At 61.5% G+C, this 18508-nt stretch carries 16 protein-coding genes; 4 read left to right on the top strand and 12 right to left on the bottom strand.

The genetic code is table 11. The features are described from left to right. Positions 1 to 225: 225 nt before the first annotated feature. The 4 genes from OEG84_RS00190 to OEG84_RS00175 form a co-directional block, all read right to left on the bottom strand. Entirely contained in the window at positions 226 to 903 is a 678-nt protein-coding gene (locus OEG84_RS00190) for a class I SAM-dependent methyltransferase (RefSeq protein ID WP_267651866.1), read from the bottom strand. A 93-nt stretch (positions 904 to 996) separates the two neighbouring features. After that, complete coding sequence (locus tag OEG84_RS00185) at positions 997 to 1434, bottom strand: Fur family transcriptional regulator (RefSeq protein ID WP_267651865.1); 438 nt, start codon at positions 1432 to 1434, stop codon at positions 997 to 999. Next, positions 1431 to 2276 carry a metal ABC transporter permease gene (locus OEG84_RS00180; RefSeq protein ID WP_267651864.1) on the bottom strand — a complete coding sequence of 282 codons (846 nt, stop codon included), beginning with the start codon at positions 2274 to 2276 and terminating at the stop codon, positions 1431 to 1433. The genes OEG84_RS00185 and OEG84_RS00180 overlap by 4 nt, the downstream gene beginning before the upstream one ends. Continuing rightward, complete coding sequence (locus OEG84_RS00175; protein WP_267651863.1) at positions 2269 to 3228, bottom strand: ATP-binding cassette domain-containing protein; 960 nt, start codon at positions 3226 to 3228, stop codon at positions 2269 to 2271. The genes OEG84_RS00180 and OEG84_RS00175 overlap by 8 nt, the downstream gene beginning before the upstream one ends. A 117-nt stretch (positions 3229 to 3345) precedes the next feature. Here OEG84_RS00175 and OEG84_RS00170 point away from each other — a divergent pair, with 117 nt between their 5' ends. The 3 genes from OEG84_RS00170 (at position 3346) to OEG84_RS00160 (ending at position 6792) form a co-directional block, all read left to right on the top strand. Then, positions 3346 to 4410 (top strand): zinc ABC transporter substrate-binding protein, encoded by a 1065-nt coding sequence (locus OEG84_RS00170; RefSeq protein ID WP_267651862.1) that lies wholly within the window; start codon positions 3346 to 3348, stop codon positions 4408 to 4410. A 175-nt stretch (positions 4411 to 4585) separates the two neighbouring features. Beyond that, positions 4586 to 5533 carry a DUF808 domain-containing protein gene (locus OEG84_RS00165; protein WP_267651861.1) on the top strand — a complete coding sequence of 316 codons (948 nt, stop codon included), beginning with the start codon at positions 4586 to 4588 and terminating at the stop codon, positions 5531 to 5533. Between the two features lie 335 nt (positions 5534 to 5868). Next, positions 5869 to 6792 carry an NADP-dependent oxidoreductase gene (locus tag OEG84_RS00160; RefSeq protein ID WP_267651860.1) on the top strand — a complete coding sequence of 308 codons (924 nt, stop codon included), beginning with the start codon at positions 5869 to 5871 and terminating at the stop codon, positions 6790 to 6792. A gap of 76 nt (positions 6793 to 6868) precedes the next feature. Here OEG84_RS00160 and OEG84_RS00155 read toward each other — a convergent pair whose 3' ends face one another. The 3 genes from OEG84_RS00155 to OEG84_RS00145 form a co-directional block, all read right to left on the bottom strand. Beyond that, positions 6869 to 9991 (bottom strand): efflux RND transporter permease subunit, encoded by a 3123-nt coding sequence (locus OEG84_RS00155; protein WP_267656033.1) that lies wholly within the window; start codon positions 9989 to 9991, stop codon positions 6869 to 6871. Positions 9992 to 10095: 104 nt separating this feature from the next. Next, positions 10096 to 11313, bottom strand: coding sequence for an efflux RND transporter periplasmic adaptor subunit (locus tag OEG84_RS00150; RefSeq protein ID WP_267651859.1), 1218 nt, complete (start codon positions 11311 to 11313; stop codon positions 10096 to 10098). 193 nt (positions 11314 to 11506) lie between these two features. After that, positions 11507 to 12712, bottom strand: coding sequence for an MFS transporter (locus OEG84_RS00145; RefSeq protein ID WP_267651858.1), 1206 nt, complete (start codon positions 12710 to 12712; stop codon positions 11507 to 11509). Positions 12713 to 12965: 253 nt separating this feature from the next. Between OEG84_RS00145 and OEG84_RS00140 the strand changes: the two genes are divergently transcribed. Beyond that, a complete protein-coding gene (locus OEG84_RS00140) occupies positions 12966 to 13490 on the top strand; it encodes an isopentenyl-diphosphate Delta-isomerase (protein WP_267651857.1) in 525 nt (174 codons plus the stop codon). A gap of 133 nt (positions 13491 to 13623) precedes the next feature. On the opposite strand, the gene OEG84_RS00135 is transcribed toward OEG84_RS00140, so the two are convergent. The 5 genes from OEG84_RS00135 to OEG84_RS00115 form a co-directional block, all read right to left on the bottom strand. Next, on the bottom strand, positions 13624 to 14562 hold the full coding sequence (locus tag OEG84_RS00135) for a branched-chain amino acid ABC transporter permease (RefSeq protein WP_267656032.1): 939 nt from the start codon (positions 14560 to 14562) through the stop codon (positions 13624 to 13626). Between the two features lie 71 nt (positions 14563 to 14633). Beyond that, a complete protein-coding gene (locus tag OEG84_RS00130) occupies positions 14634 to 15527 on the bottom strand; it encodes a branched-chain amino acid ABC transporter permease (protein WP_267656031.1) in 894 nt (297 codons plus the stop codon). Between the two features lie 73 nt (positions 15528 to 15600). Then, positions 15601 to 16344 carry an ABC transporter ATP-binding protein gene (locus tag OEG84_RS00125; protein WP_267651856.1) on the bottom strand — a complete coding sequence of 248 codons (744 nt, stop codon included), beginning with the start codon at positions 16342 to 16344 and terminating at the stop codon, positions 15601 to 15603. Then, positions 16341 to 17105 carry an ABC transporter ATP-binding protein gene (locus OEG84_RS00120; RefSeq protein ID WP_267651855.1) on the bottom strand — a complete coding sequence of 255 codons (765 nt, stop codon included), beginning with the start codon at positions 17103 to 17105 and terminating at the stop codon, positions 16341 to 16343. The genes OEG84_RS00125 and OEG84_RS00120 overlap by 4 nt, the downstream gene beginning before the upstream one ends. Before the next feature lie 74 nt (positions 17106 to 17179). After that, the gene (locus tag OEG84_RS00115) at positions 17180 to 18394 is read right to left on the bottom strand and encodes an ABC transporter substrate-binding protein (protein WP_267651854.1); all 1215 of its coding nucleotides are present in this window, start codon (positions 18392 to 18394) and stop codon (positions 17180 to 17182) included. Positions 18395 to 18508 lie beyond the last annotated feature (114 nt).

Genomic DNA, 18508 nt, shown 5'->3' with positions numbered 1-18508 from the left:
ACCAAGTTAGGGGCGCTCCCGAGGAAACGGAGACATTCCACATCATTGCGACCGGAGTGCTGGTCCTGGCCGAGACTTTCCGTCCACGACGGTGCTCGACACATGAAAAACAACGCACGGACCGGAGCAAAGACGACCAGCGTTTCCTCTGGATTTCCTGCGACAGGCAGCGCGACCCTTCAGGAGGATGCAAGCCGACTGTGGCTTTCCAGAAGAGGGTTGCTTCTATTCGGCGTAGGCAATCCAGCCCTTGATGCTGAGGCCTGCGTAAAACAGGCTGGCATTTGAAAATCCGGCCTGATGCAACATCGCCACCTCGTCCTCGGGAGACAGGATAGTCAGCCTGCTGCCGATGGCCTGACGCGCGCTCTCGGCATGAGCCGGGTCGGTGCCGTTCGATAAGCTATAGGCGACATGGCGGGCGATCCAGATAGACCGTTCCGGTTCAGTCTGCGGAAAGCTGAGATGAACCAGAATGAAGGGCGCGCCGGATTTCAGACGGCTGCGGATCTGACTCAAGGTATCAAGGCGCTGGTCATGCGCAATGAAATGGAATGTCAGAATGGATGTGGCCGCATCGTATGGCCCGTAGGGGGCGTCGCTGATCAAGCCCTGATGCAGACGTATACGCTCTGCGTGGGAACCGGTCACCTGCCGGGCCAACTCGAGCATCTCGGCTGAGGGGTCGACGCCATCGAACCACCATCCCGGATGCGCGTCGGCCAGCGCCCTGATTTCCTGACCGCCGCCTGCACCGAGAACCAGCACCCAGCCATCTGGTGGTGTGCGCTCGGCAAGCAACAGCGACACCATCCGGTGCAGGCTTTCGTAACCGGGAACCTGCCGTGGCGGGCCTTCCGCGTAGGAACTGGCTGCACTCGCATCAAAGACCGGCGGTTTCATGCTTCGTCTCCATGAATAGTCTCGGATCAAGCGTCGGATGGCCGTGCGGGTTTGGCGCGAACGTCAGTGCCTCGATATAGGCACGTCACCAGACTAGCGGCATGCGGCGCATAGCCCGCGCAATTCCACCACCGCCCGCTTGACCGTAAAGCCGTCCTCACGCGCCAGTTCGCGCAACCGGCTCTCAAGGGCCTCGTCGGAGATTTCGGCAACCTTGCCGCAGGTTTCGCAGATGGCGAAGGCGATGGTCTGGTGGCTGTCGCAGCCGGGATGACTGCAGGCCACGAAGGCATTGAGGCTTTCAAGCCGGTGAACCATGCCGGTTTCAACCAGCTTATCGAGCGCGCGGTAGACCTGCAGCGGCGCGCGGAAGCCATCGTCGCGCAACTGGTCGAGAATGGTGTAGGCCGACAGCGGCCCCTCGGCTCGGCTCAACGCGCCAAACACCAGCGACTGGTTCTTGGTCAGATCGGTTTTTTCGCGCGGGTTTGAATGGCTGTGGCCAGCGCCGGAGGTGACATTCTGGTTCATGACGGTGCCCCTTTGCGTCTGCCTCTTGCGCCAATGAAGCTGGCGATGCGGACAATCGCGCTGCCCACCGGCGACATCGCCAGCACGAACAGCACCAGTGCCGCTACGACAATGGTCGGCCCCGACGGCGTATCCCAGGCAAGCGACGCCTCAAGGCCCAGCACGACCGCGGCCATGCCGGCAAAAGAGGCCAGAATTGCCATCTGCTCAGGCCCCGTGGCAAACCGCCGGGCGGTGGCTGCCGGGATGATCAGCATGGCAGTAATCAGCAGCACACCGACGATCTTCATGGAAATGGCAATCACCGTGGCCATCAGGATCATGAAGACGAGATTGACGCGGTCAGGGTGCATGCCCTCGGCCTCAGCCAGCTCGGTGTTGACGGTGGCGGCAAACAACGGCCGCCAGATTACCGCCAGCACCGCCAGCACCAACAGGCCGCCGGTCCAGATCACGGCGATGTCGGTTTTCGAGACGGCGAGAATATCGCCGAACAGCAGCCCCATCAGGTCAACCCGAACCCAGGTCATGAAGGCCAGCGCCACCAGACCGATCGCCAGCGAGGCGTGCGACAGCAACCCCAGCAGCGCATCCGATGACAACGTCGCCCGCTTCTGCAAGGCCAGCAACGCCAGCGAGATCAGCGCCGACACCACAAACACGGCCAGCGTGACATTGATTTCGAGCAGCAAGGCGAGCGCTACGCCGAGCAGTGCTGCATGGGCCTGTGTGTCGCCGAAATAAGCGAGCCTGCGCCAGACGATGAAGCAGCCGAGCGGCCCCGCCACCAATGCCACGCCAAGGCCTGCGAGGATTGCGCGAAAGAAGAAATCGTCAAGCATCTCGGCTGCCTTTCGGGTTTGGCGCCGTTGGTGCGGCCGCTGCTGCTACCGGCGCGGGATGGACAGAGCCACCGCCCTGCCCCTTCTGGTGATCATGATTGTGGTGGTGCGGACCATCGCCCAGATGTTCAGCATGGTGGCCATCGTCGGGATGGCATTTATGGTGGCCATCGTCGGGATGGCAGTGCGCCGTCACCGCGCCATCGGCATGCTGCACCCGACCATCGGCGAGATGAGTATGGTCGTGGTTGTGCTGGTAGACAGCCAGCGCCGCATCGGTGTAGCCGCCAAACAGCCGGCGGTAGGCGTCGCTGGAGGCCACGGTGACAGGTGATCCCTGGCAGCAGACATGGCCATTGAGACAGATCACCCGGTCGGTGGCGGCCATCACCACATGCAGATCATGCGAGATCAGCAGGATGCCGCAGCCATTGTCATCGCGGATCTTGCGGATGAGGTCATAGAGCGCGATCTCGCCGGAATAATCGACGCCCTGCACCGGCTCGTCGAGCACCAGCAGATCGGGCTTGCGGGCAATGGCGCGGGCCAGCATGGCGCGCTGGAATTCGCCTCCTGACAGGTTGCGGATTTCGGCGCCGGTCAGATGGGCGATGCCGGTGGCGGCCAGAGCCTTCTCAGCCTCCGCAGCGTCCGGTTTGCCGGTCAGGCGCATGAAACGCGCCACCGTCAGCGGCAGCGTCCAGTCGACCGAGAGTTTTTGCGGCACGTAGCCCACGCGCAGGCCGGGCATGCGCTGGGCGGTTCCCTCATCGGGCTTGATCACGCCCAGCGCCATCTTGGCGGTGGAAGACTTGCCCGATCCGTTGGGGCCGATCAGGGTGACGATCTCGCCTCTGGCGACGGTGAGATCGACGCCGCGCACCAGCCAACGGCCGCCGCGCTCAATGCCGGCCTTTTCGAGCGATATCAGGGGTGGTTCAATTTTCGGCACTGGGGATCCTGAAAAAAATCTGCTGCACGCTTGTCGAGTTCTATCGCACACGTTATACCGTTACACAACGATGTAATTTTATAACATCACAAACTCGAAAATGACAGGACCCTGTTGATGATCTTTCATGGCCGGACCGTTGCCGCCGTCGCAACTGCATTCTCGCTTTCGCTGCTCTGCCTTACCCCCGCTTCCGCCGAACCGCGGGTGGTCGCCTCGATCAAACCGGTTCATTCGTTGGTGGCCGCGGTGATGGAAGGCGTGGGCACGCCCGCGCTGATCGTCGGCGGCGCCGCCTCGCCGCACTCCTATGCGCTCAAACCGAGCCAGGCGCAGGCGCTGGAAAACGCCGAACTGATCTTCTGGGTGGGTCCGAATTTCGAAACATTTCTGGAAAAGCCGATCGAGACCATCGCCAAAAATGCCCGCACGATCACGCTGATGGAGGCCGAAGGCCTGCATAAATTGCCGTTCAGGGCCGGCGGCGCCTTCGAAGCACACGTCCATGCCGACGGCGACACCGATGGTCATGACGCCCACGATCATGACAGCGATGGCCACGAAGATCACGCCGATCACACGCAAGCGGACGCCGACACTGATCATGATCACGCCGATGCCAGCCATGATGCTGACGGGCATGACGATGACCACGACCATGGAGGCTATGACGCGCATGTCTGGCTTGACCCGGCGAACGCCAAGGTCTTTGTGGCGGCGATCAGCGCGGCACTGGCGAATGCCGATACGGCCAATGCCGCCGCCTATGCCGCCAATGCACACGCGACGAATGCAAAACTCGACGCGCTCGGCGACGAGGTCGAGGATATCCTCGCGCCGGTGCACGACAAGCATTTCATTGTCTTTCACGATGCCTACCAGTATTTCGAAAAGCGTTTCAATATCGAGGCGGCGGGTTCGATCACCGTCAATCCGGACGTCCGGCCGAGCGCCGAGCGGCTGACCGGGATCCGCGACAAGGTGCGCGAACTCGACGCCGTCTGCGCCTTCTCCGAACCGCAATTTGAAAGCCGGCTGGTGGACGTGGCGGTAGAGGGCTCAAATGCGCGCCCGGCGGTACTCGATCCGCTCGGCGCAGCGCTTACAGACGGCCCCGAGCTCTATTTCGACCTGATCCGCGAGCTCGCCACCTCGATGCGCGATTGCCTGGCAGGCGACTGAAACCCACGCAAGCGGGGTTGCGGAACCAATTGCAATTTAGGAAGTTGTCTGGTGACAGCCGACCGGAATTGGGGCACATGTCGGCCGCCCGGCTTGCCCGGGTAGCCGCGTCAACGCCCTAGACCGAACCGTTCCACGGCGATCGAACCAGCCAGCCTGCATTGGAAAAGACACTATGAGCGGACTGCTTGCCCTTCTGGACGACGTCGCAGCCCTTACCAAGATCGCCGCCGCCCAGCTTGACGATGTCAGCGCCCAAGCCGCCAAGGTGGGAGTTAAGACCGCCGGCGTGCTAATCGACGACACCGCGGTGACGCCGAAATACGTACATGGTCTTCCGGCAACCCGCGAATTGCCGATCGCCTGGAAGATCGCCCGTGGCTCGTTGTTCAACAAGCTCGTCATCCTGTTGCCTATCGCGATGCTGCTCAACATATTTGCACCCTGGTTGCTGGGGCCGCTTTTGATGCTCGGTGGCGGCTACCTGTGTTTTGAGGGGGCGGAGAAGATATGGCACATATTCCAACCGGAGCCGGCACATATCGACAAGTCCGCAGGCCTTGATGCAGCGCATCTGGAGCAGACACGGGTAAGCGGTGCGATCAAGACAGATTTTATTCTCTCGGCGGAAATCATGACCATCGCGCTCTCTTCGATCGAGGCTGACTCGCTGTGGACCGAAGGCATGATCCTGGCGATGGTGGCCGTCGGCATCACTGCGTTTGTCTATGGCAGCGTTGCGGTGCTGGTGAAGGCCGACGACGTCGGGCTGAAGATGGCCCAGGGCGCCTATTTCGAGTGGACCCGCTCGCTCGGCCGCGCCATCGTCCGCGGCATGCCCGGCTTCATGGAAACGGTAGCCAGCATTGGCACCGCCGCCATGCTCTGGGTCGGCGGCTCGATCATCATCCATGGTCTTGAAGGATTTGGGATGTCGACGCTCGGCCATGCGGTGCAAGATTTTGCCGAGATGGTGCGCAGCACTGTCACGGTTGCATCAGGTTTTGCCGGTTGGGTGGCGGAAGCGACGCTGAGCGGCATATTCGGGCTGGTCGTCGGTATGGTTCTGCTGCTGATCCTGTCGCTCGCCAAACCATTGCTGCCGAGCCGCTGGACCGCCTGAGCGCAGGCCTGCGCGAAAACCCGGAACCAATCGCCAATCACCGCGTTGCCTGCCTGCAAGCAACCATGGCTTGACCTGAACCACAGGCCAAGACGCGGTGGTCATTACCTTGCCGAAGCGCTGATCACGAAGTCGTCATGGACGTTGAACGGGCCAGGAAAACCACCACTTGCCCTTCAGTACCGGGGCAATTTCCTCGGCGCTGCATTCTTTCACGGGGGCACTCCCGCCAACTTGAAATCGCATTTACTGCCCTGTTCCCGCCCCATCAAGACCATCTGCCCCTAAGCCATTGCTGGCACGCGGCTGCCTCACTAACGCCAAGGATCACCACCATGAAAGCCGCCATCATCAATGCCTATGCCGCCGGGATCGAAATCGGTGATATCGACGCGCCGCGCATCGCCGAAGATTCTGTTCTGATCGATGTTTACGCCGCCAGCCTCAACCCGATCGACAACATACTCCGCGCCGGCCACATGCAGGACTACATCCCGCTGAGCTTTCCCCATGTCATGGGCTATGACGTGTCGGGCGTGGTGCGCGAAGTCGGCGCTAATGTGACCCGTTTCAAGCCCGGCGATGCCGTCTATGCCCGCCCCAATCAGGACGACGCGGGTTCGTTGGCTGAAGTCGCCCGCATCAAGGAAAGCGAGCTGGCGCTTAAGCCCATCAATATCAGCCATGCGGAGGCAGCCTCGATCCCGCTGGCGGGGCTGACCGCCTGGCAGGCGATAGTTGACAAGGCCGGCTTGAAGAAGGGTCAGAAGATCCTGATCCATGCAGGCTCTGGCGGCGTCGGAACACTGGCGATACAGATTGCCAAGCATCTGGGCGCCTATGTCGCCACCACCACCAGCGACAAGAACGCCGACCTGGTGCGCTCGCTGGGCGCCGACAAAGTGATCGACTACAAAACCGAGAAATTCGACGAGCTGCTCTCGGACTATGATGTGGTGTTCGACATGATGGGTGGCGAGACCATGAACCGCTCGTTCAAGGTTCTGAAAAAAGGTGGCGTCCTGGTTTCCATCAAAGGACAGGACAGCGAAGGCAACGCGGAAAAGCATGGCGTCCGATTCGAGGCGTTCTTCATGTCGCCCGATGGCGCGCAACTGGCCGAACTCAGCGCGCTGATCGAGGCCGGCACGGTCAAGCCGGTGATCGACAGCAGCTACGAACTGAGCGCCGTCTCCGAGGCCTATGACCACCTCGCCGACGGCCACGCCGCCGGCAAGATCGTCGTCACCATCAGGTAGATCGACTGCAAACACGCAAACGCCGCGCAGATATCAGCCTGCGCGGCGCTTCAACCCACAGGATCAGTCGGCTACTTCATTCGCCGGGAGAAAGTTCCCGTGTCGCCTGGCGGCGTCCTGCCTCGTGCAATTCCGCATGCAGCCGCTGTTCCTCTTGCGCCGAGGGCGTGGCGAAACGGGCCAGCATCAGATAGACCACCGGGGTTAACAGCAGCGTTGCGATCATCGCCAGGCCGAGGCCGCCGACGATCACCCATCCGAGCGCCACCCGTGCCTCCGCGCCGGCGCCGAATGCCAGAAGCAGCGGCACCGATCCCAGCACCGTGGAAATCATGGTCATCATCACCGGACGCAGGCGAATATTGGAGGCCTCTTCGATGGCGCGTCGAACATCCATGCCCTGGTTGCGTAACTGGTTGGCGAATTCGACGATCAGAATGCCGTTCTTGGCCATCACGCCGACCAGCAGCACCAGGCCGATCTGGCTGTAGACATTGAGCGAGCCCCCGGTCATGGCCATGGCGAAGACCGCGCAGGCAAGCCCAAGCGGCACTGTCGAGATGATGATGAAGGCGCTGACGAAGCTTTCAAACTGCGCGGCCAGCACCAGCAGCACCACCACAATGGCAATACCAAAGGTAATCAGCATATCGCGCGAGGATTGATCCAACGTCGCGGCTTCGGCCAGCGGAATGATGCGCACGCCTGCAGGCATCAGTGGCTCTGCCAATTGCACGGCTTCATCCCAGGCTGCGCCAAGCGCGAAACCGGGTGTCAGGCCGGCGGTGATTGACACCGAACGCATCTGGCCCTCGCGCCGGAGGTCGGGCGCAACGGCTTTTTCCTCGAGTGTGGCGATCGCCGACATCGGCACGATGCGGCCATCGCCCGCCTTGAGATAGATCGATTCCAGATCGGTCGGATCGTTGATCGGGTTGTTGGTCGACATCAGCTTGACCGGATAGGACCGGTCCTCGATGAACACTTGTGCTACTTCGCGGCCATCGAGCAGCGCCTGTAGCGCTTCGGCCAGGCCGTCGATGTTGACACCGAGATCGGACGCGCGCTCGCGGTCGATGCGCACCGATATCTGCGGCTGGGTGGTCTCGTAAGAGAGCCGGATCTGGCTGAAGCGTGGATCCTGCTCGAGCTTTTCGACCGTTTGTTCAGCTATGTCGGCCAGCACATCGTAATTGTTGCCGACAAAAGCAAATTGCAGCCCGTTGCCGGCGCCGCGGATCCCCAGACTGTTGGGCTGGATGGCAAAAGCGCGGACACCCGGCACAGTGGCAACCGCGCGGTTGATGTCTGACACGATCTCGGCTTGCGAGCGCTCACGATCCCCCCAGGATGCCAGTGTCAGCACCATGAAGCCGCTGTTGGAAGCACCACGGGAGCCGCTGATAGCGAAGATGTTCTCGACCTCGCCGCTTTCGCGCAGCGGTTCGACCAGGCGCTCGATGTCGGTCATGCGGGCCTGGGTGTAATCGAGGCTGACGCCTTGCGGTGCGGAAACCCGCATCAACGCCACGGCACGATCCTCAGGCGGGGTCAATTCCTGCGGGATTGAGCCAGCCAGAGCCAGCGCCGCACCGGCGGTGACCAAGGCAATGATGATGACGACCAGCGGCGCATCCAGCGCGCGGTGCAGCAGCCTGGCATAAAGTCGGGTAAAATAGCTGCCAATACTGACCATCACGCCGCTGTCGGGCGCCGCATCGAGATTACGGCGCTTGATCAGCCGCGAGGCCAGCATCGGACACAGGGTCAGCGCCACGACGCTGGAGATCATCACCGTAAACGCCAGTACGAAACCGAACTCGGTAAACAGTCCACCGGCCTGGCCTGGCAGAAACGAAATCGGAATGAACACGGCAGCCAACGTCGCGGTGGTGGTGATGACCGCAAAAAACACCTCACGGGTGCCGATGACGGCGGCCGCGCGTACGCCCATGCCCTCGTTGCGTTTGCGGACAATGTTCTCGAGCACGACGATGGCGTCATCAACCACCATGCCGGTGGCCAGCACCAGCGCCAGCAGGGTCAGGATGTTGACGGAGAAACCGGCGAGCCAGATCGCCGCGAAGGCGCCGATCAGCGACACCGGCAGGGTGATCGCCGGGATGATGGTGGCGCGCCAGTCGCGCAGAAACACGAAGATGATGGCAATCACGATCGCCACCGCGAGAATCAGCGTGGAGCGCACTTCCTCGATGGAGCCGCGAATGAAGGTGGCGTCATCGCTGGTGACGCGGATATCGACGCCTTCGGGCAGGATATCGGCGATCGCCAAGGTGGCAGCGCGGACACCGTCGGAGATTTCCAGCGTGTTGGACGCGGCCTGACGGATGATGCCGATGCCTATGCCGGTACGGCCATTGGCGCGCAGCACGGTTTCGCCCGGATTGGGGCCAAGCGTGATGTTGGCGACATCGCGGAACCGCACCCGGTCGTTGATGTAGATGTTCTCAAAGCCTTCCGGGGTGGTGACGTCGGCAGTGGCGCGAACGACGATGTCGGACGTGCGCGCGGTCAGTGACCCCGCAGGTACGTCGAGCGCGACATTGCTGAGTGCTGCGCGCAGATCGGCCAGTGTCAGGCCGAAGGCTGCCAGCCGGGACTGGTCGACATCGACACGGAAAATCTTCTCTCGGTCACCATAGACCGCTACATCGGCAACGCCGGTGACGGCGGCGAGACGGTCGACCACCACGTCCTCGACCAGCACGGTCATGTCCTGAACATTGAGCCGGTCGGAGGTGACGGCCAGACGCATCACTGCGTCGGCATCGGCATCGGCCTTGACGATGCGCGGCTCGTCGGCGCCATCGGGCATGTTGTTGGTGACGCGGCCAAGCGCATCGCGAACATCGGAAGCGGCGACGCTGAGATCGGCACTGTCCTTGAATTCGATGGTGACGCGGCTGCGGCCCAAGGTCGAGGTCGAGGAAATCGAGGCAACGCCGGTGACGCGCGCCACAGCGCCTTCGACCACGGCGGTAAGTTCACGGTCGACTGTTTCGGGCGCTGCACCGGTGAAGCTGGTTGTAACGGTAATCACCGGCCGGTCGACATTCGGCAGCTCCCGAATTTCAGCGCCGTAAAGACCGGCAAGTCCGGCCACCACGATCAACAGCGAGATCACCATCGCCAGCACCGGGCGGCGCACCATCAACGCGGTACCGCCACCGGTTTCCATCTTGTCGGCGCCCTCTCCGACCGTTACCGGCGCACTGGCGGCATCGACCGGGGCGTGTTCTTGTTCGCCGTCACCCGAACCATTGTGGTCTTCGCCGCTGGTGCTCATGCGTCGCTGCCCGCCTTGGAGTTTTCGACCACGCCATTGGCGCCAGACTTGCCACCGCCGCTCCGCCCTGCGCCGCCGAGCACCCTGACGGCCGCGCCCTCACGGACGCTTTGAACACCCTCGGTGACGACCACCTCACCGACCGCAAGATCGGCCTTGACCAGCACGCTGTCGGAATTGCGCTGAATGATGGCGACATCGACCCGCTCGGCCTTGTCATCAACAATGCGCCAGACATAGGCACCGGCTGAATCCCACTGGATTGCCAGCGGATCGACCGCAGGCCAGCGCTCGCCTTCAAAACCGACCATCACCTCAAACGACATGCCTGCGCGCAAGGAATCGTCGGCATTGGGTATCCGGGCACGAATGCGCAGGGTGCGGCTTGCCTCGTCGACCCTGTTGTCGACCGCCGAGATGGTACCGCTGAAGGTTTCTCCGGGGCGTGAAATCGCCCTTGCGGTAACCGTCTTGCCGACTTGCATGCCGGATGTGAAGCGCTCGGGCACATAGAACTCGATCAGGATTTCACTGCGGTCGTCGATGCTGGCGATTTCCGTCTGGCTGGTGACATAATCGCCGGCGTTGACCGCGAGGATGCCGAGCGAGCCGCTGATCGGTGCGGTCACGGTTCGCCGCGAAAGTTCCAATTCGGCTTCGCGCAGCGCTACCTCTGCCGTGCCGAGCGCATTGCGGGCCTGATCGGCCTCGACGCTGGAGACAGCCCGGCTCGCGACCAGACTGTCGAGACGATCGGCGCGCGCCTTGGCGTCGTTGACCGCCAGCCGGGCACGCTCGACTGCAAGTTCTTCTTCTGCCGCATCGAGCTGGATGAGCACATCGCCATGCGTCACCCGACCACCCGGTTGCACAGGAATATCGGCGATCTGGCCGGAGACCAAAGTCCTGACCGAGACCGAACGCACCGCCTGGCCGGTGCCAATCGCGGTGAGCTTGTCATTGACCACGCCTTCACTGGTGGGGGCCACGACAACAATCGCCTCGCGCGGGCCGCGCCTGCCGGCTCTGCCGCCTGCTTTCCGCCCCGCAGCGCCTTTCCCGCTCGGCTCGGCCACGTCGGGCACAAACAGCGCGACGCGTTCAAGCCCGTTGCGCGTCAACACATCACGGGCGCCGGGGTAGAATGCCGACCAGACCACGAAAACCGCCGCAAGCAAGATCAGCGACACCAGCAATTGTTTCCAGAGTTTCAAATTCGCATCTTTCGTAAATTTCCGGCATGCCGGCGCCAGAGCCAACAAGACAATGTTTCTGTGCGGTCACAAATCGTCCCACCCGCCCGGCGTCGCAACATAGCGTTCTATTGCGCGCAGGCACATTAAATTTCGTTAATAATACTACAGCCCCCGTCAAGAACCAGGCGCGCAATTGCGCCTGACAGCTGGCTCAATCGGCGGCGTCAGGGCGGTGAATTTTCAGCGAAATCTGTACCATGATCAGCGCAAGCAGCGAGAGCACGACACAAATCCAGAACGCCTTGACGCCGATAAAGCCGAAAACCACGCCAAAACCAGTCACAATCAGGATCGAGAACCCCTGCGTCATCACCCCGAACAGGCTTTGTGCCTCGGCAGAGATGTTCTCGTTGGTGCGCTTGGAGATGAAATACAGGCAACCGAGATAGGCGAATGTGAAGGTAATGGCCTGGCCGAGCTGCATGATGATCAGATAGCCGAGCGGGGCCGAGAGCGTCATCGCCGCCCAGCGCAGTATCGATGCGATGGCGGCGAACATGATCAGCACCCGAGCAGGAAAACGGGTATTGATGCGGCTCCAGGCAAACATGGTCGCGGCTTCCGCGGCAGCGCCCAGTGCAATCAGCATGCCGATCACCGGCTCTGACAGACCCTGCTCCTTCCAGGCCAGCGACGAAAAGGCGTTCATCACCATATGGTTGGCAAACAGGATCGCGCCCGCCACCACGGGCAGCAGGACCCAGGGTTTGAACGCGGCCATGACATCGTGTGACAAAAATCTGCCGCGTGTGCCGGTATGACGGGGCTGAGTGTCGCGCAGCCTCGGCAAGCCGGCAGCGGCAAAAAACCGGATCGCACAGGTGGCCGCGAACAGCCAGACGAAGGCGCTGGCGCCAAACCAGAGGATCAGGTAGCCGGTCAGGAAACACATCGCCAGATAGCCGAGCGTTCCCCAGGCGCGGGTCGATCCGAAGGAAAATCCGAGCCGCATCGATAGCCTGAGGGTGGCGGCGTCGGCGACCGGACCGACCAGGCTTGCAGGCATGATGGCAAGCGTCCAGATCAGCAGAATGAACCAGAATCCGTCGGCTAGTCCAAGCAGCAGCGAGAAAACCGCGGCAAGCCCGGTGCCGAACATGATCGCCTGTTTCCAGTCGGATGCCCGGTCGGCGAGCCGTCCGACGAAAATGCTGAACAGCAGCGTGCCCAGCATCGGCACTGTGTTGATAAGCCCGATTTCGGCATCGCTGATTCCGCGCTCATTGAGCCAGATCGGCAAATAGGTGACGACCACCGCCGGTGCCAGAAATGCCGTGGCATAGTAGCGGGTTGCCGCAAATTCCGGTTTTGCCATCGGCAGACAGGCCTCGTTGAGTGGACGGGAAGCACACGCCATGGAGCTGTATTCCATCCCTCGGGTTTGCGCCATCCTCTATGCGGCCAGCTTCCAAGGGGCGGGTGTCCGACGTGAGGCCAACCGCCGCGGATCGGCACGGCACCATTGGCAACAGCGCGCCATCATGCAAGGAGAGCAGCGAACCGCACCCTGCGCGGGTATTGCGCGCTACCGGCGGGCACGCGACTGGCCTGAATGATCTCAGAAAAACCGCGCGAAAACGACAACGAAGACACGCAGATTGGACGACGCCATGACGCTTCCCACCATCCTGATACCGGCGATTGCCGAAGACGGCTCACTGTATCCGGTCGAAAAGCTCGCAGCCCATCGCGACGGGCTGTATCATCTGGCGGTTTCGATCTTCGTTTTCGACGGGGAGCATCTGCTGATCCAGAAGCGAGCGAGCTCGAAATACCACAGCGGTGGATTATGGGCCAACAGCTGCTGCACACACCCCAATTGGGAGGAGCAACTGGATCAGTGCGCCGGGCGACGACTCGAGGAAGAACTCGGGTTTTCGGTTCCGCTGACCCGCCGCAGGGTGGTGGAATATTCGGCCGATGTCGGCAATGGCCTTCACGAGCACGAACGGGTGACGATGTATGTCGGCCAGGCCGATCGTACGCAAACCACGCTTTCGCTGGGGCCACAAGAGGTCGAGGCCGCACGCTGGGTTCAGCGCGACGCCCTGCGGGCGGAGATGAAAGCCCAGCCCGAGCTGTTCACACCGTGGTTCCGGATCTATGTCGACCGCTACCCCGAACTTCAGTTCTAGAACATCGGTGGATGGATAGGACAGTGCCCAATCCGCGCTGAAACCGGTCGCGCGCCGGTACCCGCGCGACCGGCAATGGCGTCCGGCCGGAACTAGATGGCCTGGATGCCAAACCGACAGATCATCGCCCGGTTCAGAGCGACGATATTCTCAACAAGCGCGCCAGTTCGCCGACGATGCCGCGGCGGAACAAGAGCACGCAGGCGATAAAAGTACCGCCGATGACCACCTGAACCCAGGACCCGATACCGCTGAGCACATGTTGGAGCGCAACCACGATGAAGGCGCCGACGACCGGGCCGAATATCGTGCCCATGCCGCCCAGCAGCGTCATCAGGATCACCTCGCCCGACATCTGCCAGTGCGCATCGGTAAGCGAGGCGAACTGGAACACCAGCGCCTTGGTTGAACCGGCAAGCCCCGACAGTCCTGCCGACAGCACGAAAGCCAGCAGCTTGAAGCGGTCGACATTGTAGCCTAGCGACAGCGCCCGTGGCTCGTTCTCGCGGATTGCCTGCAGGACCTGGCCGAACGGCGAGTGGATGATCCGGTAGATCAGCAGAAAGCCGACGAGGAAAACCGCGGCGACGAAATAATACATCGCCAGCGGCTGGTTGAGATCAATGAAGCCAAGCAGATAGCCGCGCGGGATGCCCTGCAATCCGTCTTCACCACCGGTGAAAGGCATCTGCAGCACGAAGAAGAACACGATTTGCGCCAACGCCAACGTGATCATGGCGAAATAGATGCCCTGGCGGCGGATCGCCAGCGAGCCCACCACCCAGCCAAGCGCAGCTGCAAACAACGCGCCAGTGATGATGCCCAGGAGCGGCGGGAAACCCCACATCTTGATCACATGACCGGCGATATAGGCGGCGCCGCCAAAAAAGGCCGCGTGGCCGAAAGACAAAAGCCCGGTGAAACCGATCAGCAGGTTGAAGGCGCAGGCAAACAGCGCAAAACACAACAGCTGCATCACGAAGACGGGGTAGAGGAAGGCCGGTGCGATCAGCACGAAACCGAGCATCAAGGCCCACAAGGCCAGAGGCGCCAGCCGCGCGCGGCTCAGCATCCTCTTGTTGCCCAAATTTTCGTCGAACTCGCCGATCTGGCTCTCGGTCTGTGTCATATCACCAACTTTCATCAGCTTTGCCGCCCGAAAAGACCGGAGGGGCGTACCAGCAGGACAATGACCATCAACAGGAAGATCATCGTGTTGGCGGCGGGGGCGTAGAACACCTTCGTCACCCCTTCGACCAACCCGAGCGCGAAGCCGGTGACCACCGCGCCCATGATCGAACCCATGCCGCCGATCACCACGACCGCAAAGATGACGATGATCAGGTTGGCCCCCATCAGCGGGCTGACCGAATAGATCGGCGCGGCAAGAACACCGGCAAGCCCGGCAAGTCCGGTGCCGAAACCGAAGGTCAGCATCACCATCAGCGGCACGTTGATGCCAAACGCCTTGACCAGTTCAGGATTTTCGGTGCCCGCCCGCAATTGTGCGCCGATCCGGGTGCGTTCGATGATGAACCAGACCACCCCGCAAACCGCGACCGAGAAGACGATCACGAAAAGCCGGTATTTCGGGAACTTCATGAAGCCGAGATCGACCACGCCCTTGAGCATTTCCGGCATTGCCGGATAGGGGGTGCCCGATGCATTGAAGAAATTGATGAACACGCCCTGCAACACCAGCGTCACGCCGAAGGTCAGCAGCAGGCTGTAGATCGGGTCGAATTTGTAGAGCCAGCGCAGCATGAACCGCTCGATCAGCATGCCGAAACCGGCGATCAGCAACGGCACCAGAATCAGCGACGGCCAGAAGCCGATCTGCAGCCATTCCAGCCCGAGCCACGGGCCCAGATAGGAATAGAGGATCAACGCCAGAAACGCCCCGGTCATGTACAGTGCGCCATGGGCAAAATTGACAACGTTGAGCAGACCGAAAATCACGGCCAGACCGAGACTAAGCATTGCGTAGAACACGCCGTTGTTGAGCCCGAGCATCCCTTGCGCGAGTATCAGACGGATCAATTGATCCAATTCCATCTAGTCATCCTCCCTGCCGCTTAGTGCAGCCGCGGCGGCGCGCGCCGCCAACTTGTCAAACGCTCAAATAATGGTTGAGCCGTCCCATGCTCGATTCGACATCGGCTGCCTCGATCCGGTCGATCACCTTGCCATGTTCGATGACGTAGTGACGGTCGGCCAGCGTTGTCGCGAAGCGGAAATTCTGCTCGACGAGGACAATCGTGTAGCCCCGTTTCTTCAGGTCGCGGATCACGGTGCCCAGCGTCTTCACGATAACCGGCGCAAGCCCCTCGGTGATCTCGTCGAGAAGCAGCAGCCGCGCGCCGGTGCGCAGGATGCGGGCGATTGCCAGCATTTGCTGCTCGCCGCCCGATAGCCGGGTGCCCATCCGCTTGCGGACATCGGCAAGATTGGGGAACATCGAAAAGATCTCTTCGAGCGGCATGCCGTCTGCGCCCACCTTGGGCGGCAGCATCAGGTTTTCCTCGACATTGAGCGAGCCAAAGATGCCACGCTCTTCCGGACAATAGCCTATCCGACCATCCGGCGAAATCCGATGCGCCGGCTTGTTGATGAACTCTTCGTCGTTGATTCTGATCGAGCCAGTGCGGCGGTCGACCATGCCCATGATGGCACGAAGCGTGGTGGTGCGCCCTGCCCCGTTGCGGCCGAGCAGCGTGATCAACTGCCCCTCACCCAGTTCCATCTCAATGCCATGGAGAATGTGAGATTCGCCATACCAGGCGTGCAGATCCTTGATCTGCAGCATCGGCTTGACGGGCGCATCGGCGCCGGTTTTAAGCACTGCGATCGTCATGCCTCCACCTCCTCAGCGGACACGCCCATATAGGCTTCCATCACCAGCGGATTGCGCGAGACTTCTTCATACGGCCCTTCGGCCAGCACCTCGCCGCGCGCAAGCACGGTGATCGTATCGGCAAGCTCGGCGACGACGCCCAGATTGTGCTCAACCATGACAATGGTGCGGCCTTCGCGTACGCGGCCGATCAGACCGGTGACGGCGCCAACATCCTCGGTTCCCATTCCCTGGGTGGGTTCGTCGAGCAGCATCAATTCGGGTTCAAGGCCAAGGGTGGTGGCAATTTCGAGCGCGCGCTTGCGGCCATAGGGAAGCTCGACAGCGCGTAGATGGGCGTATTCCTTGAGCCCTACCTGGTCGAGCCGCGCAACCGCTTCGGCGTCGAGTTCGGACAGCAACGCCTTCGAGCGCCAGAAATGATAGCTGACCCCGAGACGGGTCTGAAGCGACAGACGCACGTTCTCAAGCGCAGTGAGATGCGGAAAGACCGCTGAAATCTGGAAAGACCGGACAATCCCCTTGGTGGCGATCTCGGATGCCTTCCAGTTGGTGATGTCCTTGCCGTTGAACATGATCTTGCCGGAAGTGGGCGTGATGAATTTGGTCAACAGGTTGAACATCGTCGTCTTGCCGGCCCCGTTCGGGCCGATGATCGCATGTATCGATCCGCGCTTGATCCGCAGATTGACGCCGTTGACGGCGACGAAACCGCCGAAGCTCTTGGTGAGATCGTTGGCTTCGAGAATGTAGTCGGTCATGTCATGCCCCGCACTTGGTGTGTCACGGAGGCGAACTCGACGCGCCGCCTCCGTGACTATGTCAGTAGCTGTTACTACTTCACAAGCGGGCAGCCGCTGTCGGCCAGCGCAGGATAGGCTTCATTGCCCGGGATGGTGCGCGCAACTTCGGCGACATCCCACGGATCGGTTCCGCCATCCTTGACCTTGAGCAGGTACATGTCATGCACCAGCAGGCCGTCTTCGCGGATCTGGCCGCCCTTGGCGAAGAAATCATCGATCTTCATCTTGCCAAGCTCGGCGCGGACCTTGTCCGAATCGTCGGTACCAGCAGCTTCAACGGCCTTCAGATAGGCCATGGTCAGCGAGTAATCAGCGGCGTGAACGAAGGTCGGTGCGGCGCCGTTCGAGTATTTCTCGTAGCGTTCCTTCCAGGCCTTCGATTCATCGTCGGAATTCCAGTACCAGCCGGTGGTGAACTGCAGACCCTTGGCGACATCGGTGCCGAGGCTCTTGACGTCGGAGATCAGCACGAGCATGCCGGCGAGCTGCTGGCCGCCTTCGACGATGCCGAATTCATGCGCCTGCTTGATCGAGTTGACGGTATCCTGACCGGCATTGGCCAGGCCGATCACCTTGGCGCCCGAGCTCTGCGCCTGCAGCAAGTAGGACGAGAAGTCGGTCGATGCCAGAGGCACGTCCGAGCTGCCCAGCACCGAGCCGCCCAGCTTCTTGACGACGTCGCCGGTATTCTGTTCCAGCGCATGGCCGAAAGCATAGTCGGCGGTGATGAAGTACCAGCTGTCGCCGCCATTCTTGACGACTGCGGTTGCGGTGCCGACCGGCAGGGCATGGGTGTCGTAGCCGTAGTGGATGCCGTAGGCGGTGCAGCTTTCGCCGGTCAGGGCGCTCGATGCAGCGCCGGTCGCAATGGTGATGACCTTCTTCTCAGAGGCCAGCTGCTGAACCGCAAGTGCGACCGCGGAGTTGGTCAGGTCAGTGATCATGTCGACCTTGTCTTCATCGATCCACTGACGCGCGGTGGCCGAGGCCACGTCTGCCTTGTTCTGGTGATCAGCCGAGATCACTTCGATCGGCTTGCCAAGTACGGTGCCGCCGAAATCCTCGACTGCCATCTTGACGGCGGAAACGGCGCCGTCGCCGCTGAACCCGGTGGAATAGACGCCGGACATATCGCCCAAGACTCCGATCTTCACGGTGTCATCGGAAACGCCGTCCGCTGCGATCGCAGCGTGTGCCGTCAACATCAGTGCGGCGGCGCCGACGCTGGCATATAAAAACTGTCTCATGTTTAATCCTCCCGGGTTGATCAAAATCTAGGTGCCGCGCCTCATGTTCGCAGTACGTCCGTCGTTTCGGGGATAGAAAGGCCATCGGCCTGGACCGAACTGCAGATCGGTATC

It is taken from the genome of Hoeflea algicola, assembly GCF_026619415.1.
Taxonomy (GTDB): domain Bacteria; phylum Pseudomonadota; class Alphaproteobacteria; order Rhizobiales; family Rhizobiaceae; genus Hoeflea; species Hoeflea algicola.
The sequence above is the reverse complement of the archived record's forward strand: the minus strand, read 5'-3'. Positions and strand labels throughout refer to the sequence as shown.

Coding starts and splice junctions, on each gene's coding strand:
- OEG84_RS00140 (WP_267651857.1), top strand. CDS start 12,966: ATGACGCTTCCCACCATCCTGATACCGGCGATTGCCGAAGACGGCTCA.
- OEG84_RS00135 (WP_267656032.1), bottom strand. CDS start 14,562: ATGCTGAGCCGCGCGCGGCTGGCGCCTCTGGCCTTGTGGGCCTTGATG.
- OEG84_RS00180 (WP_267651864.1), bottom strand. CDS start 2,276: ATGCTTGACGATTTCTTCTTTCGCGCAATCCTCGCAGGCCTTGGCGTG.
- OEG84_RS00125 (WP_267651856.1), bottom strand. CDS start 16,344: ATGACGATCGCAGTGCTTAAAACCGGCGCCGATGCGCCCGTCAAGCCG.
- OEG84_RS00120 (WP_267651855.1), bottom strand. CDS start 17,105: ATGACCGACTACATTCTCGAAGCCAACGATCTCACCAAGAGCTTCGGC.
- OEG84_RS00170 (WP_267651862.1), top strand. CDS start 3,346: ATGATCTTTCATGGCCGGACCGTTGCCGCCGTCGCAACTGCATTCTCG.
- OEG84_RS00155 (WP_267656033.1), bottom strand. CDS start 9,991: ATGGAAACCGGTGGCGGTACCGCGTTGATGGTGCGCCGCCCGGTGCTG.
- OEG84_RS00145 (WP_267651858.1), bottom strand. CDS start 12,712: ATGGCGTGTGCTTCCCGTCCACTCAACGAGGCCTGTCTGCCGATGGCA.
- OEG84_RS00165 (WP_267651861.1), top strand. CDS start 4,586: ATGAGCGGACTGCTTGCCCTTCTGGACGACGTCGCAGCCCTTACCAAG.
- OEG84_RS00115 (WP_267651854.1), bottom strand. CDS start 18,394: ATGAGACAGTTTTTATATGCCAGCGTCGGCGCCGCCGCACTGATGTTG.
- OEG84_RS00190 (WP_267651866.1), bottom strand. CDS start 903: ATGAAACCGCCGGTCTTTGATGCGAGTGCAGCCAGTTCCTACGCGGAA.
- OEG84_RS00160 (WP_267651860.1), top strand. CDS start 5,869: ATGAAAGCCGCCATCATCAATGCCTATGCCGCCGGGATCGAAATCGGT.
- OEG84_RS00185 (WP_267651865.1), bottom strand. CDS start 1,434: ATGAACCAGAATGTCACCTCCGGCGCTGGCCACAGCCATTCAAACCCG.